The sequence below is a fragment of the Hymenobacter volaticus genome (genome assembly GCF_022921055.1).
Lineage (GTDB): Bacteria > Bacteroidota > Bacteroidia > Cytophagales > Hymenobacteraceae > Hymenobacter > Hymenobacter volaticus.
In genome coordinates this window covers 5,283,919-5,309,762 of record NZ_CP095061.1, presented here as the reverse complement: position 1 = coordinate 5,309,762, position 25,844 = coordinate 5,283,919, and the positions used below count along the sequence as shown (strand labels likewise).

The window sequence follows — 25,844 nt, the reverse complement described above, 5'->3', positions numbered from 1 at the left end:
GGGAAATAATTCGTTGGCTAAAAACAGTTAGCTCGTTGAATAAACTTTACGGGGTTAGCACTTTCTCTCATCTTGCTGCTGCCAAATCAGCAATTAAACAGGTGCGAACTAACTGGTTTATTACCATGAAGATGCTTGCCTTATTCCGAGGGCTTTGCCTAATTTATTTGCTGCTACTGCTGAGGCTGGCAGCCGCTCAGCCCCCGGTGCCTGTCGGTACCGGCCTGCGGGGTCAGTACTATGATGGCCGGAACTTCGAAAAGCTAGCCCTAACCCGCACCGACAAAACCATAGACTTCAACTGGACCATCGGCCCCGATGGCAACCATTTTGTGTCGCCGGGGCCGGGCGTACCGGGCGAGTACTTTTCGGTCCGCTGGACGGGTTACGTGTATGCTCCCGTAACAGGGGTGTATACTTTCCACATGGCCACCGATGACGGTATGCGCGTGTGGATAGGCGGCCGTAAAGTGCTGGACTCTTGGGTAGACCAGCGGGTTACGCGGTACACAGCCCGCAAGAAACTCACGGCGGGCCGCTATTATTCGCTACGGGTGGAATACTACCAAGTTAGGTGGGACAGTCGGGTGGTACTGGCGTGGCAATTACCCACCAAGGCAGCTGAGCTAGAGTCTCCTCCACTTATAGATGAGTTAGACGCTATTCCCTCTCGCTACCTCTACACTTCGTTGCCCGCCGCCGTGAAGCCAATACTGGCTACTAACCCAACGGCAGCACCAGCCCCAACGAAGTCGTCAGGTTCTATCGGTATAGTACCGGGCGCGCCTGCTCCCAAGCCGGTTCCCATGCGCATCAAGCCGCCCGCCAACGTGAAGGAAGCCGCAGCGGCCTCGGCGGTGGTTGCCTCGGCTCCGGGCGTAGGGCTGCGGGCCACTTACTTTGCGGGACCTGATAAAGGCACGGGTGTTCTGACTAGGATAGAGCCCGTTGTGCAGGTAGCTTGGCAGCAGAAGCCACCCGTGCCGGGCGTGCCTGCCCAAGGCTTCAGTGTGCGCTGGACGGGCTACGTACAAGCCCCGAAACCGGCGTGTATGTGTTTCACACCGAATTCGACGATGCCCACGACGTGACCTTTGCCGGCGACAACGTCTTGCGCATGACGAGCTTCGACAAGGAGTTTTTCAATAAGACACCCGTACCGCTCGACTTTGCCCAACGTCTGACGGCTGGCCGCTGGTACCGGGTTAGCATCACCTATCGCCAGATAGAAGGCAACTCACGCGCGGTATTTTCTTGGACCCGGCCCGGCGCTGCCAACCGGGACCCAGTAGTGGTGCCCCAACAGTACCTCTATCCTGACCTGCCCGTGCCGCAACCCCCTGTTGCAACTGCAACACCAGCAGTTGCTCCTAAGCCACGGGCAACGGCTCCGAACCTACCCGCGCCTCGGCGCGCCGCAGTGCGTACTATTGCTCCGGCTCCCCGTCGGCCCGCGCCAGCGCTTCCCGTTTTCCGGGACACGGTGCTTCCCTTGCCGGATTTCCGCACGCTTAGTCGCGGCGCCACCGTGACGTTGCCCAACCTGTATTTCACGCAAAGCACGGCCAGCCTGCTCCCAACCTCGCGCCCAATCCTGAACAGCCTTGCCCGCACGCTACGGGCTCAGCCCACTTTACGCCTCGAAATAGCCGGCCACACCGACAACGTGGGGAGCCCACGCTCAATGTGCGCCTGTCGGAACAAAGGGCCCAGGTGGTGCGGCGCTATTTGGTACAGCAGGGTATCGACTCGGCGCGACTAGTGGCTCGCGGCTATGGCGGCACTCGCCCGGTGGCCGACAACCGCGACCCGCAGCAGCGCGCCCGTAACCGCCGGGTGGAAGTGGTAGTCCAGTAAAGAGTTAACCCTAACGGCTGGAAATTTCCTATTTGTTGGTGTCCAGCAAATATTTTTCACTCCGGAGAATGAACGCTTTGTTTCCTACAGGAGTACAGACTGAGACAGTTAGCTTAAAAGAGTTAAGTAATTTATCAGCTTTGCCTTAACCTGGACCTGCTACCCATCCGTATTCTGTATATTACAGCTCCCCTACTATTTACAATCGATTTTCACTCGCTTATCTGTTCTTGTTCCCTTGCTATTCCGAACTAGGTATTTATTATTTCTGCTGCTATTATTAATCGGGGCCGGGCGCAGCTATGCGCAACAGCTTCTTGTTCGAGGACGGGTTACGGAAGGCGCTACACAGAAACCCGTACCGTTTGCGTCCATTTTTGTGCCGGGTACTACAGCAGGCACTACCGCCGACGCCGACGGTCGTTACCAGCTCAGCACTGCTCCCGCCGATACAGTAATAGCGTCTGCGATGGGCTTCACTTCCAGCAAGAAAGCCCTCAACCGGCAGGCCGCTACGCAGACTATAAACTTTGCCCTCGGGACCGGGGCAGTATCCTTAAGTGAGGTTGTAGTACGCCCTACCGAAAATCCGGCTTATGCTATTATGCGCCGAGTGCAGCAGCATAAGCCCCAAAACGACAAGCAACGCCTCGATGCTTTCGAGTTCGATAGTTACAACCGCACTGAAATCAGTATCAACAACTTGCCTGACCAAGTGGCGCGCCGCAAGGTACTGCGCCAGATGACCGCCGTAGCCGACAGCATTGGGTTGGAACGCGGAGCCGACGGCAAGCCCATTGTGCCCATTTTCGCTTCCGAAATGTTGTCGCGCTACTACGCCCACCAACGGCCGGTGCGGCGGCGCGAAGAAATCAAGCGTAACCAGATGCGCGGCATTGCGCCGCGCGAAGGCTCGGTGGTGTCGCAGATCATGGGGTCATCTTTTCAGGACTGGGACTTCTATCCTAACTGGCAACAGCTCTTAGGCAAAGACTTCATATCTCCGATTGCCGACGGCTGGAAGTTCACGTACGAGTACGAGTTACAGGATTCGGTGTACATCGGCGACGATTTTTGCTACCAACTCGCCGTGACGCCGCGCCGCTCGCAGGACCTTGCCTTTACGGGCACCATCTGGATAACCACCAAGTCGTACGCTTTGCGCCGCGTGGATTTGCGAGTGAGCCCCGAAGCCAACCTCAACTTTGTGGATCAGGTGAAGGTATGGCAGGAGCTGACGCCTAGCACGGCCGGGCCGTGGCTGCCGCTGCGTACTCGCGTAGTGATTGGCATTCGGCCTACGAGTAAGAGCACAGGCTTTATGGCTCGCTTCACTACTGTCAACTCCAACTTTGAAGCCGGCAAGTACCACCCGCTCGAGTTCTACGACGTGCCCATGGAAACGGCCGCCGATGCTTTCAAGGGCGAGACTGATTACTTCGATAAGAATCGACCGGATTCTTTATCAGTGCAGGAGCAGAAAACCATGATGGTGCTTGACTCCGTGCGTAAGCTGCCGTCTGTACATTCGTTTTTAGAAGTGGCCACCGTGGTAGTAAGCGGGTATTACCGGGTAGGGAAGATTGACGTGGGCCCCGTGCCGGCCACCATTGGCTACAACAACATTGAGGGGCTGCGTCCGCGCATTGGCTTTCGGACCACTCCCGATATCAGCCGCAACTGGACTGCTCGGGCATATCTGGCGTACGGCCTGCGCGATACCCGCTTCAAGTACGGACTGCGGGCAAACCGCATCCTCGACCGTCGGAGCTGGACTACTATCGGTTTCGAACATCGCCACGATATAGACCAAGTAGCCTTACTCGACAACGACTACGCGCTGGAAAACCCACTTTTCGAAGCTTCGGCCCGCTTAGGTAATATCAACAACGGCCGGCCTTTGCTACGTGACTTGTCCTCGATGTCGTTCCAAACCGATCTGTTTCGAGGCTTCACGCAAAAGCTCACGCTGCGCCGACAGCAGTTTCGGCCGCTTTACCGCTTTGCCTACTACACCGATGAGCCTGAGCTAGGCGCACCTACCGAAGACAATTTTAATGTGTCGGAGGTGGTAGTGGAGTCGCGCTATGCGCCGGACGAAGTGCTAGTTCAAAGCCAAACTCAAAACTACCGCTCTCCTATCGGGCTCAAAAAGCTACCCGTCTTTACGGTGCGCTATACGCTTGGGCTTAAAAACTTTCTAGGTGGCGATTTTAGCTACCATAAGATTAACCTGATTGTGGCGCAGAGCGTGCGGCTTGGCCAGCTCGGCCGCACCGAGTACACCCTCGATGCGGGCTACGTGCCGAGCACTATACCATACCCCATGCTCAAAGCGCATTTAGGCAACCAGTCGCCGTTCTACAACGCTGGCGCTTATAACCTGATGCGCTACTTCGAGTTTGTGAGTGACCGGTACGTGGGGCTGCGCTTCGACCACTACTTCGAAGGGTTCTTGCTGAACTCAATACCGGCCATCAAGAAGCTGAACTGGCGCCTAGTGGCCACGGGCAACGTACTCTACGGTAGCGTTGACCGAGCCAACAACGAGATTATTCCGGAAATCGACCCGAACAACGGTGAGCCTCTGCCTCGTTTTCAACCGTTGGGCCGGCTTCCTTATGCCGAAGTAGGGTATGGCGTGGAGAACATATTCCGAGTGGTCCGCGTAGATTTTATACATCGGCTCACGTACCGTGACTCGCCGGGCGCCAGAAACTTTGGCGTGAAGTTCAGCTTCCAGTTCAAGCTTTAAAAGAAGGCCATACGACAAGGCAACACCAAATTAACACGGTCTTGACGCGGATAGAAAGTCAAACTTGCTATCTTACCCGTCGGCGGCTTGCTGCTTGAAGCTAGCCTTTTGTTTTTCGGCCTCTTTCTGAATCAAATCTCGTCGCTTTTTGTAAAAGAGCTTATGGCATACGAAGTAGATAACCTGACCTTTGCCGAAGCCACTCGGCACGCGCCCTTTGTCGATTATGCTCGTTGCGTAGACGACAGCCAGCGCCCTTTCAACCACGTAGGCGACTGGCCAGAAAAGGACCGCCTCTACCCTGTTCGGGTGGTTGATTCGCGTACCGAAGGCATAGCCTTGGTTCACGTATTAGGCTTTCAAGGGGAAGCTCCTTTTTACAATGCTTTTGCACCGCACCGCTTTGAAGTGTTGCTTACTGTGTGGCTGAACTAGCCCCCTGCTATTTTTCATCTTGAAAACGCCCGGTCTGCTCGTTGCAGGCCGGGCGTTTCGCTTGATAAGACTGTTGGCTACCAACTTATTATCCAGTCCCAAGCCAACATCTATTTACACCCATAAAACTCTGAGGCATAGAAGTTGAAACCAACCTCAACGGTTAGGTAGATCCAGAAACAAACGCACAAGTAGATAGATCTCACAAAATATTTTTAGGGTACAATAAATCCAAGGAAGGAAGCTCGGGCGTAGATGCCTTCAAATAACTTCACTACACCTTCCCCTCCCCCTTCCTGATGAAGAAAAACCTGCTCTCTTTCGCCCTAGTGGCCCTTATGGGCGCGGCTACTGCTACTTCCGCTTCCGCTCAAGCGACCATGACGCCTGGTACCGTAACGGTTGGCGGCCAAGCCATGTACCCGAATAAGAATATTGTGGAAAACGCAGTTAACTCGGCTGACCACACAACACTGGTGACTGCTGTGAAGGCTGCCGGCCTGGTAGAGACGCTACAGGGCAAAGGTCCTTTCACGGTTTTCGCTCCTACCAACGCTGCCTTCACTGCCCTGCCTGCTGGCACTGTTGAAAGCCTAGTGAAGCCCGAGAACAAAGCAACTCTCACTAAGGTCCTGACCTACCACGTAGTAGCTGGCAACATGACCGCCGATAAAATCATGGCGGCCATCAAAGCGGGCAAAGGCACTGCCTCGCTCAAGACGGTAAGCGGCGGCACGCTAAAGGCCATGATGAACGGCCCGAAGAACGTAGTTCTAGTCGATGAAAAGGGCGGCGTTTCGACCATCTCCACTTACGACGTAATTCAGAGCAACGGCGTGATTCACGTTATCGACAAGGTGTTGATGCCTTAGTCTAACTGGCTAATGAGTGTCTTTGCTTTGATACTTTATTAACTGTGTATTCAAGAGCAACCCAACAAAAAAGCGCCTTTGCAAGGGCGCTTTTTTGTTGGGGTAAGTATTTCAGTTTCTTGTCATGGGCAGTTTTGCTGACGAGCTTCATCGGCGTAGATATAGCCTAGCAGAACTGCCCGGCGGAAAAACTCGCACGCAGCGGCGGCATTGCCTTCTTGTTGAGCTACTCGGCCAAGCAGAAAGTGTACCTGCCCGTTGCGAGGATTCGCTTCCAGCACACGCCGATAGTCTTGCCGGGCTTGGGTTAAATCTTGCAGTTTAAAGTAAGCTAGCCCCCGGTACGTGAGGTATTTCGTGGGCAGCGGCCGGCCTACAATCGAGCGATGGCGTAGGCCCGCCGTAAAGTCCTGGATGGCACCCGGAAACCGACGCTGTTCAAACAGCCGCACTTCGCCGCGTGCCAGCCAAGCTCCGCTCTGCGTGGAATCAAGCGCCAGCGCGCTGGTTAGGTTTCGGTCGGCACTAGCTATTTGCCCGAGTTGTACTTGGCACTGCGCCAGCCGATACAGCAGCATGGCGCGCTCCGTAGAGCTTTCCGTTTCGCGCAGAGCAGCGGTATAGTCGTTGCCAGCGTCGCGGTAATTGCGGTTAATGAGTTGTTGAATCTCGGCGCGGCGCTTCAACGCCTTCTTATAAGTAGGCTTGAAATGAAGCGCCTCGGTGAAGTAAGCATTGGCCGTTTCCCACTTTCCTCGTCCATAAGCTGCGAGGCCGTCTTCGTAGTTGCTTACGGCCGTCACGTGGTCCATAGTCAGCTTCACGATCATCACGAAGAAGAGTAAACCCGCTAGAAACCCGAACGTCAGGATATAGTCGCGCCGCGTGAATTTGCGCTGTTTCGGAATTGAGCGGTAGTGGCGCTCGGCCGATGCGGCGGGCCGGCGCGTACGCAACGGCGCGGGGGCGGCATGGGTACTCCGTAGACCCGTTGGCCTTGCACCCGATACTCCTGTTGTCGTTGCGCTTCGGCTAGCCGCTGTTCTGCTTGGCGTAGTTGCTGGTCGTAAGCAGCCCGTCGGGCAGGGTCATTTAAGATTCGGTAAGCCACTGCTAAGGCCTTAAACCGCTCCTCATATATAGGGTTACCGCCGTGCTTATCAGGATGCAACTGCACAGCTAACCTCTTGTAGGCCAGCTTTATATCAGCAGGAGTAGCGGTAGCCGGCACTCCGAGCACATGGTAATGATTCTGACTCAAGGGACAATGCTAGTAGGTAAAAGTACGGCAGAATTCAGACAAGAAGCCGCCTTTCCCGTATGAATGTGCTATCTGAAAACTTGGTTTCAACCAGCGTTTCCAGGACCTGCTTTGGTAACATGATTTTCCGCAAATCTTCTCCTTCATATGAGCCTTTTCAACGACGAAGACGACTCAACTAAAACGCCCCGTACCGAAAACATCATCGGTAACTTGAAAGGCTACCTCGACACTCGCATCGACTTGGTGCGCCTGGAAACCCAGGAAAAGGTGAAATCTGCTTTCGTAGGTACCGTGCATGGCGTGTCGCTGGCAGCCATTGGCTTGCTATTTTTCATCTTCCTGAACCTGTTTGTGGCGTTGATGCTCAACGACGCGTTGGATAGTCCTTTTTGGGGCTTCGGCATTGTAGCCGCTTTCTATCTGGTCTTGCTCATCATCTTTGTAGTAGGCGTAGATAAAAAGCTGTTTCAGGGCTTGGCCGATAAGCTGCTCAACAACACCATTTACAAATCCGACAAACGTCAAGCCTAATCCAACATGGCCGAACCAACCAACCCTCTATTCGAAGACGAAAAAGAGTTTCTGGAGCGCCAGAAACTTGAATATGAGCGCGCTCTAATGGGCGAAGTCGATGGCATCAAGGAAGATATCAAAGTAAAGACGCAGCAGATTGGTAAGTATGCAGCTATCGGCGCGGGCGTGATAGGAGGCGTTTGGCTGCTATCGAAGGCCTTTGGTGGGTCTAAGAAGTACAAGCCCAAGCACGATCGGGAATTAGGCGGCTCTCGCAAGAACCGTTCAGCGCGAGCTTTGCGCAAAGGCACGCAAGGCGGTATTGACTACTCTATACACGACGACTTTGGTTCCCGCAGTGGCCACTATGCCGACCGTGGCTTCCAGACTCCAGCTTCTGAACGGGCCGATATTGCCCCTGATGTGTATCACGCCCAAGCTGCGGACCTCGACTCTGATCCGTTTCGCCCTCTTCCGTCAGTTTACCAAGGGTACCAGGGCCGTTCGCATCAATACGACGAACCCGATCATTCGGAAGAAAGATCTTCTATCGTAGCCGATACTTTTCGCGCCTTTTTGCAGTCGGACACCGGCAAGATGCTGATAGCGCAGGCCACGGCGGTACTTATGGCGGTGGTAGCTAAAAAAGTGGGAGATTATATGCCGATGTTCAAAAATCCCGACCTTGCAACCACTCCGCATCAGGAGCCGGAAACCCGGGACATCGACTTTACCTTTCACGACGACGACGCGAATGCGCCTCACCAGCCTCTATGATGCTCTAAATAAACGCCGTAAGCTCGGTCATAAGTCTTTAGCAGTACTCCTCGACCCCGATAATTTGGATGAGGCAGGCTGCCAGCAAATGCTAGAGCTAAGTGCGCAACACGTAGTTGATTACTTTTTTGTGGGTGGCAGCTTGGTGATGAGTTCTCATCAGGCTGCCCTCATTCGTTTATTGAAGAGCCAGTCTCCTGTACCGGTTTTGCTCTTCCCAAGCCACAGCCTGCACCTCGACTCGCAGGCCGACGGCATTTTACTATTGTCGTTGATTTCGGGTCGTAACCCCGAGTTTCTGATTGGTCAGCACGTTATTGCAGCACCAGCCCTGCGCCAAAGCAACCTCCAGATTCTGCCTACCGGCTATATGCTTGTTGATTCGGGCCGGCAAACGACTGCTAGCTACATGAGCGGCACCACACCTCTCCCCCACGACAAGCCAGCCATAGCGGCGTGCACTGCCATGGCTGGCGAACAACTCGGGCTACGCCTAATTTATTTGGATGGTGGTAGCGGCGCCGCTTATCCTGTTTCGCCAGCCATGATTCGGGCGGTACGCCAAGCGGTTGAACTGCCCCTTATTGTGGGCGGCGGCATCAATACCGTCGAGAAAGCGCAAGCTGCTCTCGTGGCAGGTGCCGACGTTATTGTTATCGGAAACCAGATTGAAAAAGCGCCTGAATTTCTAGGTCAAGTAGCCCAAGTGGTGCAAAGCTTCAACACAGTGAATGCAGCCCAAAGCTTGAACTAGTTGCCTTTTAGTGTCAGCCTAAGTGTTCCATACTGCAAAGCAACAACACAACTTCCACCCATAGCATAGAAAAGCCCCGTGCTGCCAAGGCAACACGGGGCTTTTCTATGCTTCTAAACCGTTAGAATACACGCTGGTATCCGTGCAGTATTAGATGTTCATAGCTGATTCGCGACGGCGCATTTTGCCGGCCGGAATACCGAACATCATTTTGAAGCGGCGGCAGAAGTAAGCGGTGTCTTTGTAGCCAACTTCTTTTCCGATGTCGCGGATGCTCTTCTTAGTGGTGCGCAGCAAGAATACGGCCCGCTCCATGCGCTGGTATTCGATGTAGTCCTGCGGGTTGATACCAGTCAGCATCTTGAAGTACTGGCCTACATAGTCCTCGCTCACGTTGGCTACGTTGCTGAGTACTTTGTTGGACAGGTCGCCACCGATGTTCTCCTTGATATAGTTGAACAGGTCGATGAGGCGTGGGTCCTTGAAATAGGTGCTGTTGGTAGCCAACTGCTCCACGAACATCTTGTTCTTGAGGATGTATCGCACGATTTCCACCACGATATTCTCGGTGTAAATCGTAATCAACCGCTCTCGGCCTGGCAACTCCTGTAAGCTTTCTTCCACCACCTTAATGATGAGGTTGGCCAGCTTAGAGTTGTTGGAAATTAAGAATGCCGGTACATCCAGCGAGGAGAAGAAGTTTACAGAGTCGAATACTTTCGCCTCGAAGCTCACGAACGAGTGGCTTTCCTCTGCATCACCAATCAGATCTAGGTCGGTGTTGGAGTGGAAGAACTTGTCCTTATTACTGATCATATCATCGTTGGTAATAACCTTACCAGACGACTCGCCATAATTAACTTTGGTAGCGCGGCCACCGGGGATGAATAGCATTTCGCCTTCTTCAACTACCTGCTCCTCTTCACCAAAGGTGATACGTCCCTTATGCAACAAAATCAAGTTGTTGCCGACGTCATAGTTGTTGCGCACCGTGAAGGGCTGTTGCAACACCAAGTTCTTCGCTTTGATGTAGCGCACACCAAGCGATTCAATCACTTTATTATAATCTTCCATCTTTTATGGGTGGTTGTGGTCTTTGATTATCCTAGTTCCCCTGTCAGCTGGGCTAATGTAATGCAAAATAAGATATAAAAATTCACAAAAACGAAAACCCAGCTAAATAATAGCTGGGTTTTGTGCAACAAATCTCATTTTTAAACTATCTGCGGTTATTTTAATATTTCCCGCGAGATTACAATTTTCTGAATTTCAGAAGTTCCTTCGTAAATCTGCGTGATTTTTGCGTCGCGCATCATGCGCTCCACGTGGTACTCTTTTACGAAGCCGTAGCCCCCATGTACCTGCACTGCCTCAACCGTAGTATCCATGGCAACTTTGGACGCAAACAGTTTCGCCATAGCCCCAGATTTGGCGTAATCTTGATGCATGTCCTTGTCATAAGCAGCCTGTAAGCACAACAAGCGAGCGGCATCAATATTGGTAGCCATGTCGGCCAGTTTGAACTGAATAGCTTGGTGTTGCGAGATAGGTACACCAAACGCTTTGCGCTCCTTGGCGTACTTCACCGACAGCTCGTAAGCTCCCGAAGCTATTCCCAATGCCTGGGACGCAATACCGATTCGGCCGCCGGCTAATACTTGCATAGCGAACTTGAAACCGAAGCCATCTTCCCCAATACGGTTTTCCTTAGGCACCTTCACGTCGGTGAACATCAGCGAGCAGGTGTCAGAACCGCGAATACCGAGCTTGTTTTCTTTCGGGCCGGTCTGGAAGCCTTCCATGCCCTTCTCCACGATAAGCACATTGATACCGCGGTGCTTTAGCTCGGGATTGGTTTGCGCGATTACCAGGTATACAGAAGCTGTGGTACCGTTGGTAATCCAGTTTTTAGTGCCGTTTAGCAAGTAGTAGTCGCCTTTGTCTTCAGCGGTAGTGCGCTGGCTGGTAGCATCCGAGCCGGCTTCGGGCTCGGAGAGCGCAAAGGCCCCGATGATTTCACCACTGCACAAGCGCGGCAGATACCTTTGCTTCTGCTCTTCGGTGCCGTACTTCTCCAAGCCCCAGCACACCAGCGAGTTGTTCACCGACATGATAACGGAGCACGAAGCATCTACCTTGGAAATTTCCTCCATGGCCAGCACGTAGCTCATAGTGTCCATGCCGCCCCCACCGTACTCGGGCTAACCATCATACCCATAAAGCCCAGCTCGCCCATCTTCTTGATTTGCTCGGCGGGAAATTTCTGGTGCTCGTCGCGCTCAATAACGCCGGCCCAAAGTTCAGACTGCGCAAAGTCGCGGGCAGCGGCCTGCACGGCTAGTTGCTCTTCGGTGAGCTGGAAAATAGAGGATTGGGTGGTGGTCAGCATGGGATGGGGATAGCCGAATGGCGTGAAATGAAAGAAAACCGTGAGAGTTTTGACACGAATTTACGCTGCATACATCACAAGTAGCTGCCAGCCATAATTTTTTTCTCTTCGCTATATATCACTTGCATTGAAGTGCTATCAGCAAAAAGACGCAAGAATACAGCTATCAGGCATGAGGAGTATGCTGTACGTTGAAACCTAAACTAGCTTACTATAGTGCCGCCGTCGTTGCGTTTATACTTGGCAATATTGAGTGAAAACAGCTAACAAAACAGCAGTTTAAAACGCACAAAAAAGCCGCTGCTTCTTTATCGAAGCAGCGGCTTTTACGGAGCCATATATGGGCTTATTTACTCTAGGCTAGTGTTAGCGACGGTCGCGGCCGCCCATGAAGATGCTGACGTAGTAAAGCAACGTAGCTAGGGAGCTAATGGCGGCAACCACATAGGTCATAGCTGCCCAGTGGAGAGCATCTTTGGCCATAGCATGCTCTTGTGGTGTCACGATACCGCGTCGGTCAATCCAAGCTAGCGCCCGATTAGAAGCATCGAACTCAACGGGTAATGTCACGAAAGCGAAGATGGTGGTGAGAGAAAACAGCACGATACCTACTCCCAATGGAATAAGCGTGGTCTTGATCATAAGCACACCAGCTAGCAGAATGAACGGCATGAAGCGCGACACCCCACTCAAAGCAGGCACCATAGCCGACCGGAATTGTAAGGCACCATAAGCCGTAGCATGCTGCACAGCGTGGCCACATTCGTGGGCGGCTATAGCCGCGGCCGAAGCGCTCCGTGCATCATACACTTCTTCACTTAGGTTTACGGTCTTGTCGGCCGGATTGTAGTGGTCGGTAAGGCGGCCTTCGGTGCTGATAATCCGCACGTCGGTAATGCCATGGTCGGCCAGCATCAACTCAGCAATCTGCCGACCCGAAAGATTGGAGTGCAAGCCAATTTGAGAGTACTTGGTCATTTTGCTGCGCAAGCGCCACTGAATGAACCAACTCGCTAACATCGCCAGAATGACGATAAAGTAAATGGGACCCGAATTGTAGTACATGGAAGTCTCTAAGTTTGGTTTTTGGCTGCTAGTTGCTGTTCTGGTGTTGCCGAACTGTAGCTCAACAACTAGCAACCAGAGAGCAGCAACTAAGAGCCTTTTAAAATACGCTCGACTATGCGCGTCGTACTGTAGCCGGCCACAAGTGGTACGGTCAGGACTTGCCCACCGTTCTCTAACACCAATTCGTGGCCTACAATTCCGCTGATTGCATAGTCGTCGCCTTTCACCAAAATGTCCGGCAACGTCTCTTCAATCAGCGCCAGTGGCGTCGGCTCGTCGAAGAGTACTACCGCATCAACAAACAAAAGAGAGGCCAATATGCGGGTTCGTGACACTTCGTCTTGAAGTGGTCGACCGGGCTTTATGCAGCTTACCGAAGCGTCAGTGTTTACGCCTACCACCAGTGCATCGCCAAGGTGGCGGGCTTTTTCCAAGTAATCGACATGGCCTAGGTGCAACAAGTCGAAGCACCCGTTGGTGAACACCACTTTGCGGCCCTCGGCTTTCCAAGCGGCTACTGTGGCGGCCAGCGCTGACCGGCTTAAGATCTTGTCTTTACTCCACTGCATCAGCCGGAACAGAAACAGCTAACGGGCTCAAAACTCGGCCAGTATTTGCCATGCTAACCAAGAAACTGATCCCTCCCATGAGCACCACCAGCATCGTTTGGGCCCCGTGTACAACCAAGGCGTAGGCAATGCCGCCTTCCTTGCTGATACCGTAAACGAGCAGCGTGCTTTGCACCAGCAAGTGAAACACACCAATACCCCTTGCACGGGGCAGCCATACCAAAAGCCCCGAAAGTGAGAACTGCTAAGCCAGCGCGCATGTCAAGGTTATACGTTTCAGGAAAGGCAAAAAATGCCAGGTAATCCATGAGGTAGTATACCAGCCACGTGAAGAATGTGTGCAGCAAGAAGCCACCTTTGTTTTCAAGCTTCACGATACTGAACACACCAGCCAACAAGCCTTGCACAAAGGTCACGAGCTTGTTGAACACGTTGTTTTGACGCAACTGTGCCATGTTGCGCCATAGCAAGTAGGCAGCAAGCACTAACGCTGCTAAGGCCACAAATCCAGCGGCCACAAGGGCGTTGCGGTTGCGGGCCAAAGCATCGGCTTTCCCTTGCAAGAGATATTCATCGGCAAAATTCCAGAACGTCTTGAAGTCGAGCAGCAGGACCGTACTAAGCAGGCCAAGCAGTACCAGCACATCGATGATTCGCTCGGTAATAACCGTACCTAGCGATACCTGTACCGGAATTTTACTGGTGCGCTGTAGCAGGGTGCAACGGACTACTTCGCCTACCCGACCTGGCAGCACCATGTTAGCCAAATAGCCTACCATCATGGCGTGGTACACATTCCAATAAGAAGGCCGCGGTCCGGTTACCGTGGGGTCGAGCTGCATCTTCCAGCGGTAGGCCCGGCTGAAGTAGCCTAGCGCCGAGAGAATCATCGTGACAGTCAACCACCAGTAGTTGGCTCCCCGCACATACTGCCCAATTCGAGCTAAATCTTGGCCGCGTACAGCATACCACATCAACAACCCCGATACTGCTAGCAGCAGGGTGTACTTCAGGAAATTCAGAAGTTGCTTCACAAGCGAATGACGTCAGTTGTCAATTGACAGTTGGAGTACAATTTTTTCTCGCAAGTATGCAATATACAACCGGCAACTTAAAACAAAATACAAGTTCAGACTAAACCAATCGGTTGTGTTGGTCGGGAAATACCAAAGTAGGCTGGTGCGCGCGCGCTTCCGCAAAGTCGATAAGAGCGTAAGAAAAGATGATTACAATGTCGCCAACCGCTACTCGCCGGGCCGCCGGACCGTTCAAGCAAATCATGCCCGAACCCCGCTCCCCGCGAATGGTATAGGTTTCAAAACGCTCACCGTTGTTTACGTTCACGACGGTTACTTTCTCGTTCTCAACCATATTGGCCGCGTCGAGCAAATCCTCGTCAATGGTGATGCTACCTACATAATGTAACTCAGCCTGCGTGACTTTGGCGCGGTGAATTTTAGACTTCAGAACCTCGATGTGCATTTATAATAAAGCAGGGTGGTAAAAAGATTGCAAAGATACAAACTGCTACTTCCTTGAACGTAGTGGAGTAGCTAAGGGCAAATACAAACAAGGTATAACGTGTACAGTATAACTGAAGCTGTTGCCAGCCGTGCGTATCTGTTAGTCGAGATGTTTAGTTGCGCGCTGGAAGCACTACGTTGTCAATTAGCCGCACGTCGCCCAAGAATGCTGCCAGACATAACGCTACTTGTTGGCTTGGTTGCCATTCAGTTATTGGCTGCAAAGTGTGTGCATCAACTACCTCGAAGTATTCCAGCCGAAATAAAGGCTCGGCTTGGATGTAGGTAGTGGCCGCTTCCTGCACTGCGGCAGGCGGCACTTGTCCTGCTTGTACTAACCCGGCTGCTAATTCCAACGCTTGATATAAGCGGGGTGCTACAGCACGCGCCTCTGCCGAAAGCCGACGGTTTCGGGACGACATGGCTAAGCCATCAGGCTCCCGCACCGTCGGAAACGACACCAGCTCAATATCAAACGACAAATCGGCTACCAACTGGCGAATAATAGACACTTGCTGCCAATCTTTCTGACCAAAATATGCTTGGTGAGGCCGACTCAAGTGAAATAATTTGCTCACAATAGTTGCCACACCATTGAAATGACCTGGACGGTGGGCTCCTTCCATCACCCGTTCTAGTGCCCCAAAGTCGAAGCGTAGCAGGGCTGGTTGCGGATACATTTCCTCTACTGAAGGCAGAAAAAGTGCTGTGCAACCGGCAGGAATAAGCAGAGCCGTATCTGCCTCTGGCAATCGGGGATACAGGCGAAAGTCTTCGGCGTTATTGAACTGCGTAGGATTCACGAAAATGCTGACAATCACTACGTCACAAGCTGCGGCTGCAGCACGCACTAGTTGTAGGTGGCCTTCGTGTAGAGCACCCATTGTGGGCACCAAGGCAATGCGTTGACCAGCGCGGCGGCAACTTTCGGCGTGTGCTTGCAACGAAGCGGCCGTGTGCAGTATCTCCATAGGGGTATTGAGCCTGCTTGGAGGGGTCCCAAGCGAGTTTGGTTGAATTTTCGCCCAAATTTGTTTAATTTTGTGCACCCCAACGCATTGCCTTTTCCTAACCCCCCTTTTCCGACCACTATGTCCTCCTCTAAGTTGAGAATCCTCTACGCGGCTACGGAAATTGATCCGTTCTTGCAAACCACCAAAGTAGCGGAGTTTTTGCGGCGACTACCGCAGGGCATGCAGGAAATGGGAATGGAAATTCGAATTTTCGTTCCTCGCTTCGGCATCATCAACGAACGCAAGAATCGCCTGCATGAAGTGGTTCGTTTGTCTGGTATCAACATCGCTGTTGGTGAAGACGAGAAGCCGCTTATCATCAAAGTGGCATCCATTCCCAATGCCAAGCTGCAAGTATACTTCATCGACAATGAAGATTACTTCCACCGCAAGTCGGTACTCGTTGACAAGAATGATAAGTTCCATGCCGACAACGACGAGCGCGCCATCTTCTTCTGCAAGGGTGTCCTTGAGACTGTGAAGAAACTAGGCTGGGCTCCCGATATCGTTCACTGCAACGACTGGATGACGGGCCTGATTCCGATGTATTTGAAGACGACCTACAAAAAGGATCCGATTTTCAAGGATGCCAAGTCGGTGTTTACCATCTACAACAACGAGTTTGACTTCAAATTCCAAGGCGACATCATTGAGAAAGCAAAGATGCTGGACATTGATGACGACATGCTCGCTTGCTTGAAGACGGCTGACTTCGGTGGCTTCATCAAAGTAGGCATGGAGTATGCCGACGCCGTAATGAAGTCGGACGAAGATTTCAGCGACAACCTGAACGTGCTGTTCACGGAGTATTCGCGCAGCAAGCAACTCGGGCAGGTAGGTGCCGACGAAAACCTACTGACTTCTTACTACGCGCTCTATAATGAATTGGCCAATTAGCGCCCGTCGATTTGCTTCGGCTTCTCTGTTTTCCACACTACTCTTCGCAGCTACTGGCTGCGAAGATGCTAGTGACTTAGGCGTAGAATTGCCGGGCACCGGCAGTAGTAGCACCGAATACCAGGATTTTCTTGTCAATGCGTCTACGGTGTTGCAAGACTCAGTGGAAACGTTGAAAACCAACTCCTACCTAATAGGGCGTGTGCGTGATAATGCTTTGGGCACTACCACTGCCAATGGGTACTTCAACTTGAAGCTCTCCACGCTACCCGGCGATACCCTTCCTTCGCTGGTAGCGGGTACTGCGCCCAATCCACAGCTGGATTCAGTGGTATTAGTTATGCCTTTCGAGTCGGTATATGGATCGGCAACTACGCCTTTGCGAGTTAACGTCTATCCATTGGTTAACCCACTTGACGACCAAGGCATATATAACTCCAACTCCTCGGTGGCCGTGGATGTGACCAACGCGCTTGGCACCGGACTCAGTGCTCGGCTCAACGGTTCTAGGAAGTTCAATCAGCGCAACGATCCTAGCAGCACCACGGATACTTCCACTTTCAAGGTAACGGTACCCGATAAGACAGTTCGGCTGAAGCTAAACAGCCCTGCGTCGTCAACTGCGGCCACCGTATTCAGTCGGCTTCTCGACAAATCCTTCAACCAATCTAGCTTAGACGCTATTTGGAAAGGCTTAGCTATACAGCCCGTGAGCGACTTCACAAGTGCTGTTGTAGGTTTTTCAACTAATGGTACCTCTACTAGTTCCGTTTCGCGAACTGTGTTCTATTACCATTACGCAAACAAGAAAGCCAATGGTACTTTACGAGGTTCTTATAGCATACCATTCGGTAACCGTTCTGCTGGATTCGGGTCAACTTTAAGCGCTCCGCGGTATTTCACTGAAATCAAAACTGATTTACTTGCTCCGTTCAATCGACTGCAGGGAGCGGGAGGTTCTGCTTTGGCAATACCGTCTGGCGAGACGGGAGATGTGGTGTATACGCAGTTAGGTAATGGTATCGGAACCAAGCTGGAAATACCAGGTCTTCAGAGCTTAAAGGATCAGGCTCAAGCGCAAGCAGGCAACAATCCTTCTATTGCTATCAACCGCGCTGAGCTATTGATTCCGGTTCAACCGTACACCAATCTGCTGTTTGCGTCTCCTAACAGCAATTACCTTTACGAGGTAAATCAGTTTAATCAACCTCTAAAGCGGGTTTTACTGAACAGCCGGGTGGAAAGATTGGTGCTTAGTGATGCTGTTAATCAACTGTCACCTACTGTAGCATCTATCGGAAACAGTTTTTCTGGAGACACGCCTACTGGCTACTATCAACAGGCTGCCCGAGCGTCGCTGTTTAGCGTATCTGACGTCAACCGGTATTATGACATGGTGCTGACGGGGTACGTACAATCCTACGTCTATAACAAGCTAAGTGGTGCAGCACCAGCGGCATTTATTCTTTCGCCTCAGCTCCGGCAATCGGGCGCTTTAGGCTTGGAGCGAGCAGTGCTAGATGGGAAAAACATCAAGCTGCGTGTATACTACTCAAAGTTGCAGTAGATTTGCACTTAATTAATTTTCGCGTCGAAAGCCGCGGCACGGCATTTGCCTGAGCCGCGGCTTATCGATTTTTCACTGAAATCTTTTTCGCTGTCCCCTCTATTATGTGCGGAATTGTTGCTTACATCGGCTATCGGGAGGCTTGTCCCATTATCATTAAAGGCCTTCATCGCCTGGAATACCGGGGCTACGACTCCGCAGGAGTGGCCTTGCTTAACGGGGACCTGAACGTCTACAAGAAGAAAGGTAAGGTTGCGGAACTCGAAGCCTTTATCAAGGAGAAAGACACGCACGCCAATGTAGGCATGGGTCATACCCGGTGGGCCACTCACGGCGAGCCGAACGATACTAATGCGCACCCCCACTATTCCACTTCCGAGCGGATAGCTATTATTCATAACGGCATTATTGAAAACTACGCGGCTTTAAAGCAGCACTTGCAGCAGCAGGGCCACGTGTTCCAATCTGATACGGATACCGAAGTATTCGTGAATTTGATTGAAGAGATTCAGCAGCAAAACCACTGCACGCTAGAAGAAGCTGTGCGCTTGGCCTTGCACGAAGTAGTCGGGGCGTATGCTATTGTAGTGCTCAGCCGCGACGAACCCAACCAACTAATTGCAGCGCGAAAAGGCTCGCCTATGGTGATTGGCATTGGGAAAGATGAGTTTTTCATTGCCTCCGATGCTACGCCAATCATCGAGTACACCAACGAGGTAGTATATGTAAACGACTACGAGATAGCCATCATTCGCGACGGCAAGCTCGATATTCGCAGCAAAGAGGATGTGCACCAGACCCCGTACATCCAGAAGTTGGAGATGGAGCTCGATAGCATCGAAAAGGGTGGCTATGAGCACTTCATGCTCAAAGAAATTTTCGAGCAGCCACGCTCTATCCTTGACTCTATGCGAGGCAGATTGGAGCTAGTAGCGGGCCACTTGAATATGGGTGGTATTCGAGCGTATGAGCGCAAGTTCATGAACGCCGACCGCATCATTATTGTGGCTTGTGGCACGTCGTGGCACGCGGGATTGGTGGCCGAATATCTGCTCGAAGACTTAGCTCGTATTCCAGTGGAAGTGGAATACGCTTCGGAATTCCGCTACCGCAACCCAGTTATTACGGAACGTGACATTGTAATTGCTATTTCGCAAAGCGGTGAAACTGCTGATACGCTTGCTGCCATTGAACTCGCAAAAAGCAAAGGCGCCACAATTTTCGGCATTTGCAATGTAGTTGGTAGCAGTATTGCCCGCGCTACTGATGCTGGCGCTTATACTCACGCGGGCCCTGAAATTGGCGTGGCCAGCACCAAAGCCTTTACTGCCCAAGTAACCGTCTTGACCATACTGGCTATGATAGTGGGACACAAGCGCGGCACACTCTCCGATACGCGGTTGCAGGAGTTGATGGTTGAGCTTGGTAGCATTCCGGCTAAAGTGGAAAAAGCTCTCTTGCTGAATGATGAAATTGAGCTGATTGCCGAGACGTTCAAGGATGTGCCTAACTTCTTGTACTTGGGCCGCGGTTATAACTTCCCAGTAGCTCTGGAAGGCGCACTCAAGCTGAAAGAGATTAGCTATATCCATGCAGAAGGCTATCCAGCTGCTGAGATGAAGCACGGCCCTATCGCGCTGATCGATGAGAATATGCCTGTAGTGGTTATTGCAACCAAGGATAGCTCTTATGAGAAAGTAGTAAGCAATATCCAGGAGGTAAAAGCCCGCAAAGGCCGCATCATAGCAGTGGTAACGGAAGGAGATACTGTTATTCCACCGATGGCCGAGTTCGTTATAGAAGTTCCTGCTACTTCCGAAGTGCTGGTGCCCCTGGTATCAGTTGTGCCTTTGCAGTTGCTTTCTTACCACATAGCGGTGCTACGCGGGTGCAACGTTGATCAGCCTCGCAACTTGGCTAAGTCGGTGACAGTGGAGTAATAGCATGTTATTCCTTGTAAAAAAGAAGCGCCATGTATGCCATGGCGCTTCTTTTTTGCTCATTCAATTCACTGCTACCACATTGATTCATAAAGCCGAGTTCTATTGATATGCTAGGATGAAGCTTTCCCAACTCTGTGTTTCTTAGGGCTAGGATAAGACTGAGTACATCCTCATTCACTTTTTGTTGCTCGCGATATAACATCCCTCTAAGGCTTATGCTAATTTCAGTAAACAAAGTATTGTTGTTCAGACTAACACTGTACTAAAATAACGGATACTCTAGCTTTACAGCAAACACCCAATTGTTGAAAGACTCGAAGTGCGTAGTATGTTTATCTTATGCTCAAACAACGTATTCTCTGGCTTGCGGCATTACTACGCCTTGGCCTATACATATTTTTATACTTCTCCATGGGCATTGCCAGAAGTGGCACGGGGCTTATTGGTAAGCGGTATGGTGAAGAGGAATTCTATTTTAAATCAATAGATAATTTAATCAAATACGGCCAATACAATTACGAGTTAAATTATTTGCCTGGCTACGCTGGTCGTATGCCTGGCTATGGCGTAATATATGGCTTTGTAAAAATATTACTACCTGACAACCAGCAATATGTTTATAATGCAGTAATAGCCACACAAATAATACTTGGATTAGTAGCAGTGTTTTATTTATCTAAACTAGCTTTGATTTTAACAAAAAAATCAAATCTTACTTATATTATTGCTTTCCTATACGCCCTGAGTCCTTACAGCATACAAAGTGATTTATTTGTTTTCACAGAAAGTTTCGCTTCAAGTGGTCTTATTATTAGCTTATACTGTTTTTTAAAAGCACTTAAATCAGGTCGATTATCTTATTACTTTATAGCTGGCTGTTGGTTATCCTGGGTAGTCTTTTTACGACCATTTATGCTACCCTTTTTCGGTTTTTGGATAGTGGCGTATGCTTATTATCACCGAAAAACAATCTTTGTGCAAATACGTCAGACCAGCTATGTGATTACGTTATTATTGCTACCATTTATAATTCCAGACGCGTTATGGACGGCTCGCAACTGGTTCATTTACAAGCGCTTTGTTCCTCTACAAACTGAATATGCAGGAATGCAATATTCTGATCTGTATTTAGAAACTCGAAGTTATGTAGCAGCTATGGGAGAAGAACCCGTATTATGGAGTACTACTTCACTTATTGTATGGCTTACAAGACCTATACCGCCTGCTCGGATTAGCCCTCAACCATGGCAATTTACTACACTTGCTACATACGATTCCTTAGTATGGCTGCGAAATCAAATATTAATTTCTAGGAACGATTCAATACCTGCTTTGGTACGTGCTACTAGTGAGAAACGAGCAGCGTCTGCGCTTCGACGATATCGTATTGCATTCATTAGAGAGCATCCCGTAAGATATTATTTGATTACTCCGTTACGGTTAACCTATTATTTAGCTTTGCCAGATAGTGGTGCTTCCGTTTTTGATTTGCCTTTTAACGAATTATCTATCTGGCAAAAAGTAGTCAGATTATTTTTTACAGCATGGCATTGGTTTTGGACAGGCATTGGTTTGTTTAGCTTTTTAGTTTGGCCACGCAAGTTTGATATTACTCTACTTCTAGTTCGCCTTGCTCCCATATACTGCATCCTACTGTTTGTAGTAGCACTTCACCATGTAGAGCAGCGATATTTTTTTCTAGTTTATCCCCTAACATTAGTAAGTGCTGTGCACGGCGTATTTTGGTTGTGGACTTCGTGGCAAAGATTATCAAGATCTTAGAGGGGTTGCAGTTCAAATTGGCTGCCTCTCAAATACATTGTCTTGAGCAGGGCACAAGCTTTGTAACGCTCCTCGTGCGTGTCTTGCCACAAGGCTTCTAGGGTCTCGAAGACCCGTGCCACGCCTATCTGATTGGCCCATTCGAAAGGACCACGTGGATGTGCAGGCCCTAGCTGCAGAGTAATATTCAAGCTTTGGACAGAGGTACTGCCCTCTTGCAATGCGTAGCAAGCCTCATTGATCAATACACACACCATGCGAGGCGTAACCAAGCCCACCTGATCTTGTACGGCACAATAAGCAGTGCCAAGGGTAGCACAGGTGCTGGCTAGCAACGCCGCATCTTCGAGGCGGTAAAGGCTAGTTTCCAGTACTTCTCTATCCAACAGAGTGGGAAAAGCACAGACGCCAAACACCGGACCAAAGGGAGGCTCCTCCTTGTGAAAAAGCGCCGCCAAAGAAGCACGAGACGTGTCGTAGAACAGGGGCTGACGTGGCTGCTCGTAGTGTAGTTCAGGCCACGGCCGCAAGTCGAACCCGACGTCGGCGGCGCTAAGGCGAGTGCGTAGGTCGGGCGCAGCGGCGGGGCAAAAGTCGTAGGTATGGCTGGTTCCGAATTTACGGCGCAGCTCTGCTTCGATGTGCGTGCCTTCCACGATGAGTAAGTGCATAATTTCCTCTTACTTTAGCTTGAAGACAGATTTATCGTTCATCCTTTTTTACGCTGACTGCATGGCCAATACCATTGTTTTTTCCAACCAGGCTCCTGCTCCTATCGGGCCCTATAGCCAAGCTGTGCAAGCAGGCAACACTGTATACGTCTCCGGCCAAATCGCACTCGACGCGCAATCTGGGCAACTAGTTGGCAATGGCGACGTGGTGGAAGAAACCCATCAAGTGATGCGCAATTTGCAGGCGGTGCTGGAGGCTGCAGGCCTTACGCTGCGCGATGTAGTGAAGTGCAGCATCTTCGTAAAAGACCTCGGCAACTTCAACCTCATCAACGAAATATACGGCAGTTATTTTTCCACCGACTACGCCCCGGCACGCGAAACCGTAGAGGTAAGTCGTTTACCGAAGGACGTGCAAGTGGAAATTTCTTGCATTGCTGTAAAGCAATAACCACAAGATTCGGTGAGCCCGTGAGGTTGCGTTCTGCTGAAATCACTTCATTGGAATACTAATTTCACGGGCTCATTATTCTATAAATTCACTACCTCACTATTTACTTATCATGAAAGAGCTTGGACTTGGCTTGTTTATTCTGGGCCTTCTATCGTTGGTGCTGCCTTTTTTGGGAATGAAGTCCATGCTCTTGACTTGGATAGAACAGTGGGGCGCTACCACCGCTTGGCTCATTCGTGGGGGTATCACGCTACTCGGGTTGATATTGTGGCTTAGTTTCCGTAACCGCGACTAAATGCGCCCTTCCACTTCTCGTAAGGCAAGTAAGCCCCTAACCAAGCCTGCTTTCTTTCCCGCTGAAAACGTGTTGGACCGAGCGTTGCCTGCTACTATGGTGGGGCAGCAGGAATTCGAGCAATACCGGTTTAGCAACTTCGATTTCACCCGCGCCGATATATCCGGGCGGCGCTTCACCGAATGCTTGTTTGAGAACTGCAACTTCGCAGGTACTAGTCTGAGCCATGTAGCGCTGCAAAACGTGGCATTTGAGGGCTGCAAGCTTCTAGGCTTGCAATTCCATGCCTGCCGCGACATGCTGTTTGGCGTTCATTTCAGTCAGTGCCAACTTGACTATGCTTCTTTCCAAGGCAAGGTCATGCCGAATACGCGCTTCGTTAACTGCTCTTTACGTGAAGCAGATTTCACTCAGGCGGACTTAACCAATGCGGTTTTTCAAGAGTGTGGTCTGCTGGATGCCGTATTCAGTGGCACCAAGCTCAACGGTGCCGATTTCGTTACGGCCCATGATGTGGTACTAGATCCGGAGCTAAATCAGGTACGCCAGGCTCGGTTTGCGGCGCATAGCTTACCAGGGTTACTCACCAAATATGAGCTGGTGATAAGTAAGTAAATAAGAAGTACTGGCCACCCTCCTTTTCTAGCTAGTTCGTCTTCTCTGTTCACACGTACTATATCGTACCTTTGCGGCGCGTTTCTCCATCCCGGAGACCCTGCGAACTGACTGAAATATGGAAAGAGAAGTACGGGTGCGCTTTGCACCTAGCCCTACGGGGCCGCTACACATTGGCGGCGTGCGCACCGCACTGTATAACTTCCTGCTAGCTCGCAAGCTAGGAGGCAAAATGCTGCTCCGCATCGAGGATACCGACCAGAACCGCTTTGTGCCCGGTGCCGAGCAGTACATCATGGATGCTTTGCGCTGGTGCGGCATCATCATCGATGAGGGAATCGAAGAAGGTGGTCCCCACGCGCCGTATCGGCAGAGCGAGCGGAAGCCCATGTACCGCCAGTATGCGCAGCAGCTCATCAAGAGTGGCCACGCCTACTACGCATTCGATACGCCCGAGGAGCTAGATGCCATGCGGGCCCGCCTCACGGCAGCCAAAGTGCCCAACCCGCAGTACAACAGCATCACGCGCACTCAGATGCGCAATTCACTTACGCTGCCCGAAGACGAGGTGAAGCAGTTGCTCGACAACGACGCGCCTTATGTTATCCGCTTGAAAGTGCCCCGCAAAGAAGAAATCCGCTTCAATGACCTCATCCGGGGTTGGGTAGTGGTGCATTCTTCGGCCGTTGACGACAAGGTGCTGATGAAATCGGACGGTATGCCGACGTATCACTTGGCCAACATCGTGGACGACCACCTGATGGAAATCACCCACGTCATCCGCGGGGAAGAATGGTTGCCTTCGGCGCCGCTGCACGTGCTGTTATACCGCTATCTGGGATGGGAAGCCACTATGCCGCAGTTTGCCCACTTGCCTTTGCTGCTCAAGCCCGACGGCACTGGCAAGCTCAGCAAGCGCGACGGCGATAAGCTCGGCTTCCCGGTGTTCCCGCTGGAGTGGCATGGCGTTGACGCCGAAACAAGTCAGCCGACCGTAAGCAGCGGCTACCGCGAAAGTGGCTACTTGCCCGAAGCCTTCATCAACTTCCTCGCTTTCCTGGGCTGGAACCCAGGCACGCAGCAGGAGTTGTTCACGATGGACGAGCTGATTGAGAACTTCTCGATTGAGCGGGTAAGCAAGTCGCCGGCCCGCTTCGACCAAAACAAAGTCCGCTGGTACAATGAGCAGTACTTGCGCGCCAAGCCCGATGCCGAGTTAGCAGGCTACCTACTGGAGTCATTGCAAGCCCAAGGCATCAGCTGCTCCCCTGAAAAAGCCGAGCAGATTGCGGCTTTGGTTAAAGAGCGTGCCACCTTCCCTGCCGACTTGGCCCGCGAAGCGCAATTGTTCTTCCACCGTCCTAGCAGCTACGACGAGCAGGTAATCAGCAAGAAGTGGAATGCGCAAGTAGCTGGCGTTCTAGCGGCGTATGCTCAGGAACTGCCCGCTGCTTCCGATACTTCGCCCGACGGCCTAAAGGCTCTGCTCACGCAGGTAGTGGAAAGCCAAGGCATGAAGATTGGTCAAGTGTTGCAAGTGCTGCGCGTGGCCGTAACCGGTACCACTGCTGGCCCCGACCTAATGGCGGTGATGAGCATTCTGGGAGCCCAGGAAACCGCTGAGCGCATCGAAGCAGCTGTTAGTCAGCTAGTGGTTAGCTAAGCTCCTCACACTACTAAATTCTACGTTTTTGAAGGTACAAGCGCCCGGCAGCAATGTCGGGCGCTTTTGTGTTTGGGCCTATTTCTACTTAACCTAAGCTCTGGATTAACTACAGGAGGACTATTACAGAATGTGTCCTAATTCACTGATCTACATGCAACTAAATCA

The 25,844-nt window shown here is 51.4% G+C and carries 26 protein-coding genes and 1 pseudogene; 17 read left to right on the top strand and 10 right to left on the bottom strand.

The annotated features are described in order from the left end of the window. Window positions 1–125 precede the first annotated feature (125 nt). The 6 genes from MUN86_RS23230 (at window position 126) to MUN86_RS23205 (ending at window position 5,919) form a co-directional block, all read left to right on the top strand. Complete coding sequence (locus tag MUN86_RS23230) at window positions 126–1,091, top strand: PA14 domain-containing protein (protein ID WP_245120401.1); 966 nt, start codon at window positions 126–128, stop codon at window positions 1,089–1,091. Further along, window positions 1,055–1,762 carry an OmpA family protein gene (locus MUN86_RS23225; RefSeq protein ID WP_245120399.1) on the top strand — a complete coding sequence of 236 codons (708 nt, stop codon included), beginning with the start codon at window positions 1,055–1,057 and terminating at the stop codon, window positions 1,760–1,762. The genes MUN86_RS23230 and MUN86_RS23225 overlap by 37 nt, the downstream gene beginning before the upstream one ends. Continuing rightward, window positions 1,687–1,857 carry an OmpA family protein gene (locus MUN86_RS23220; RefSeq protein WP_311181763.1) on the top strand — a complete coding sequence of 57 codons (171 nt, stop codon included), beginning with the start codon at window positions 1,687–1,689 and terminating at the stop codon, window positions 1,855–1,857. The genes MUN86_RS23225 and MUN86_RS23220 overlap by 76 nt, the downstream gene beginning before the upstream one ends. Window positions 1,858–2,095: 238 nt before the next feature. Further along, the gene (locus MUN86_RS23215; protein WP_245120397.1) at window positions 2,096–4,612 is read left to right on the top strand and encodes a DUF5686 and carboxypeptidase-like regulatory domain-containing protein; all 2,517 of its coding nucleotides are present in this window, start codon (window positions 2,096–2,098) and stop codon (window positions 4,610–4,612) included. A gap of 162 nt (window positions 4,613–4,774) precedes the next feature. After that, window positions 4,775–5,047: a hypothetical protein gene (locus MUN86_RS23210; RefSeq protein ID WP_245120395.1), complete on the top strand. Its 273-nt coding sequence runs from the start codon at window positions 4,775–4,777 to the stop codon at window positions 5,045–5,047. Window positions 5,048–5,346: 299 nt separating this feature from the next. Further along, window positions 5,347–5,919 carry a fasciclin domain-containing protein gene (locus tag MUN86_RS23205; protein WP_245120393.1) on the top strand — a complete coding sequence of 191 codons (573 nt, stop codon included), beginning with the start codon at window positions 5,347–5,349 and terminating at the stop codon, window positions 5,917–5,919. Between the two features lie 122 nt (window positions 5,920–6,041). Here the strand turns inward: MUN86_RS23205 and MUN86_RS23200 are convergent, their stop codons facing one another. After that, window positions 6,042–6,875, bottom strand: a complete 834-nt coding sequence (locus MUN86_RS23200; protein ID WP_245120391.1) for a tetratricopeptide repeat protein — start codon at window positions 6,873–6,875, stop codon at window positions 6,042–6,044. Next, window positions 6,785–7,180, bottom strand: a complete 396-nt coding sequence (locus MUN86_RS23195; protein ID WP_245120389.1) for a J domain-containing protein — start codon at window positions 7,178–7,180, stop codon at window positions 6,785–6,787. The genes MUN86_RS23200 and MUN86_RS23195 overlap by 91 nt, the downstream gene beginning before the upstream one ends. 147 nt (window positions 7,181–7,327) lie before the next feature. On the opposite strand from MUN86_RS23195, the gene MUN86_RS23190 reads away from it, so the two are divergent. The 3 genes from MUN86_RS23190 to MUN86_RS23180 are packed head-to-tail and all read left to right on the top strand — an operon-like array spanning window position 7,328 to window position 9,227. Further along, window positions 7,328–7,714, top strand: a complete 387-nt coding sequence (locus MUN86_RS23190; protein WP_245120387.1) for a phage holin family protein — start codon at window positions 7,328–7,330, stop codon at window positions 7,712–7,714. A gap of 6 nt (window positions 7,715–7,720) precedes the next feature. Continuing rightward, the gene (locus MUN86_RS23185; protein WP_245120385.1) at window positions 7,721–8,473 is read left to right on the top strand and encodes a hypothetical protein; all 753 of its coding nucleotides are present in this window, start codon (window positions 7,721–7,723) and stop codon (window positions 8,471–8,473) included. After that, complete coding sequence (locus MUN86_RS23180) at window positions 8,451–9,227, top strand: phosphoglycerol geranylgeranyltransferase (protein ID WP_245120383.1); 777 nt, start codon at window positions 8,451–8,453, stop codon at window positions 9,225–9,227. The genes MUN86_RS23185 and MUN86_RS23180 overlap by 23 nt, the downstream gene beginning before the upstream one ends. Window positions 9,228–9,377: 150 nt before the next feature. Here the strand turns inward: MUN86_RS23180 and MUN86_RS23175 are convergent, their stop codons facing one another. From MUN86_RS23175 to panC, 7 genes and pseudogenes are all read right to left on the bottom strand, one after another. Continuing rightward, window positions 9,378–10,301 carry a helix-turn-helix domain-containing protein gene (locus MUN86_RS23175; RefSeq protein WP_245120381.1) on the bottom strand — a complete coding sequence of 308 codons (924 nt, stop codon included), beginning with the start codon at window positions 10,299–10,301 and terminating at the stop codon, window positions 9,378–9,380. 155 nt (window positions 10,302–10,456) lie between these two features. Continuing rightward, window positions 10,457–11,616 (bottom strand): annotated as a pseudogene (locus MUN86_RS23170) (acyl-CoA dehydrogenase). A 366-nt stretch (window positions 11,617–11,982) separates the two neighbouring features. Continuing rightward, on the bottom strand, window positions 11,983–12,681 hold the full coding sequence (locus MUN86_RS23165) for a zinc metallopeptidase (protein ID WP_245120379.1): 699 nt from the start codon (window positions 12,679–12,681) through the stop codon (window positions 11,983–11,985). Between the two features lie 89 nt (window positions 12,682–12,770). Further along, complete coding sequence (gene rfaE2 / locus MUN86_RS23160; protein ID WP_245120377.1) at window positions 12,771–13,253, bottom strand: D-glycero-beta-D-manno-heptose 1-phosphate adenylyltransferase; 483 nt, start codon at window positions 13,251–13,253, stop codon at window positions 12,771–12,773. A gap of 53 nt (window positions 13,254–13,306) precedes the next feature. Further along, a complete protein-coding gene (locus MUN86_RS23155) occupies window positions 13,307–14,287 on the bottom strand; it encodes a lysylphosphatidylglycerol synthase transmembrane domain-containing protein (RefSeq protein ID WP_245120375.1) in 981 nt (326 codons plus the stop codon). A gap of 100 nt (window positions 14,288–14,387) precedes the next feature. Next, window positions 14,388–14,735, bottom strand: coding sequence for an aspartate 1-decarboxylase (gene panD, locus MUN86_RS23150; RefSeq protein ID WP_245120373.1), 348 nt, complete (start codon window positions 14,733–14,735; stop codon window positions 14,388–14,390). Window positions 14,736–14,889: 154 nt separating this feature from the next. After that, complete coding sequence (panC, locus tag MUN86_RS23145; RefSeq protein WP_245120371.1) at window positions 14,890–15,747, bottom strand: pantoate--beta-alanine ligase; 858 nt, start codon at window positions 15,745–15,747, stop codon at window positions 14,890–14,892. A 120-nt stretch (window positions 15,748–15,867) separates the two neighbouring features. Between panC and MUN86_RS23140 the strand changes: the two genes are divergently transcribed. The 4 genes from MUN86_RS23140 to MUN86_RS23125 all read left to right on the top strand — a co-directional run bounded on the left by MUN86_RS23140 (window position 15,868) and on the right by MUN86_RS23125 (window position 21,978). Then, window positions 15,868–16,686, top strand: coding sequence for a glycogen/starch synthase (locus MUN86_RS23140; protein ID WP_243798805.1), 819 nt, complete (start codon window positions 15,868–15,870; stop codon window positions 16,684–16,686). Further along, window positions 16,670–18,253 carry a DUF4270 family protein gene (locus MUN86_RS23135; protein ID WP_245120369.1) on the top strand — a complete coding sequence of 528 codons (1,584 nt, stop codon included), beginning with the start codon at window positions 16,670–16,672 and terminating at the stop codon, window positions 18,251–18,253. Before MUN86_RS23140 ends, MUN86_RS23135 begins: the two co-directional genes overlap by 17 nt. A gap of 104 nt (window positions 18,254–18,357) precedes the next feature. Further along, complete coding sequence (glmS, locus tag MUN86_RS23130; RefSeq protein ID WP_245120367.1) at window positions 18,358–20,193, top strand: glutamine--fructose-6-phosphate transaminase (isomerizing); 1,836 nt, start codon at window positions 18,358–18,360, stop codon at window positions 20,191–20,193. Between the two features lie 342 nt (window positions 20,194–20,535). Continuing rightward, a complete protein-coding gene (locus MUN86_RS23125) occupies window positions 20,536–21,978 on the top strand; it encodes a glycosyltransferase family protein (protein WP_245120365.1) in 1,443 nt (480 codons plus the stop codon). Here the strand turns inward: MUN86_RS23125 and MUN86_RS23120 are convergent. Further along, entirely contained in the window at window positions 21,975–22,649 is a 675-nt protein-coding gene (locus MUN86_RS23120; protein ID WP_245120363.1) for a 3-hydroxyacyl-CoA dehydrogenase family protein, read from the bottom strand. The two genes, MUN86_RS23125 and MUN86_RS23120, sit on opposite strands and share 4 nt — an antisense overlap. Window positions 22,650–22,710: 61 nt before the next feature. Between MUN86_RS23120 and MUN86_RS23115 the strand changes: the two genes are divergently transcribed. From MUN86_RS23115 to gltX, 4 genes are all read left to right on the top strand, one after another. After that, window positions 22,711–23,100 carry a RidA family protein gene (locus MUN86_RS23115; protein ID WP_245120361.1) on the top strand — a complete coding sequence of 130 codons (390 nt, stop codon included), beginning with the start codon at window positions 22,711–22,713 and terminating at the stop codon, window positions 23,098–23,100. A gap of 112 nt (window positions 23,101–23,212) precedes the next feature. After that, window positions 23,213–23,398: a hypothetical protein gene (locus MUN86_RS23110; RefSeq protein WP_245120359.1), complete on the top strand. Its 186-nt coding sequence runs from the start codon at window positions 23,213–23,215 to the stop codon at window positions 23,396–23,398. Next, window positions 23,399–24,013, top strand: coding sequence for a pentapeptide repeat-containing protein (locus tag MUN86_RS23105; RefSeq protein ID WP_245120357.1), 615 nt, complete (start codon window positions 23,399–23,401; stop codon window positions 24,011–24,013). It abuts the gene before it with no gap. A gap of 118 nt (window positions 24,014–24,131) precedes the next feature. Then, the gene (gltX, locus tag MUN86_RS23100; RefSeq protein WP_245120355.1) at window positions 24,132–25,676 is read left to right on the top strand and encodes a glutamate--tRNA ligase; all 1,545 of its coding nucleotides are present in this window, start codon (window positions 24,132–24,134) and stop codon (window positions 25,674–25,676) included. Window positions 25,677–25,844: the final 168 nt, after the last annotated feature.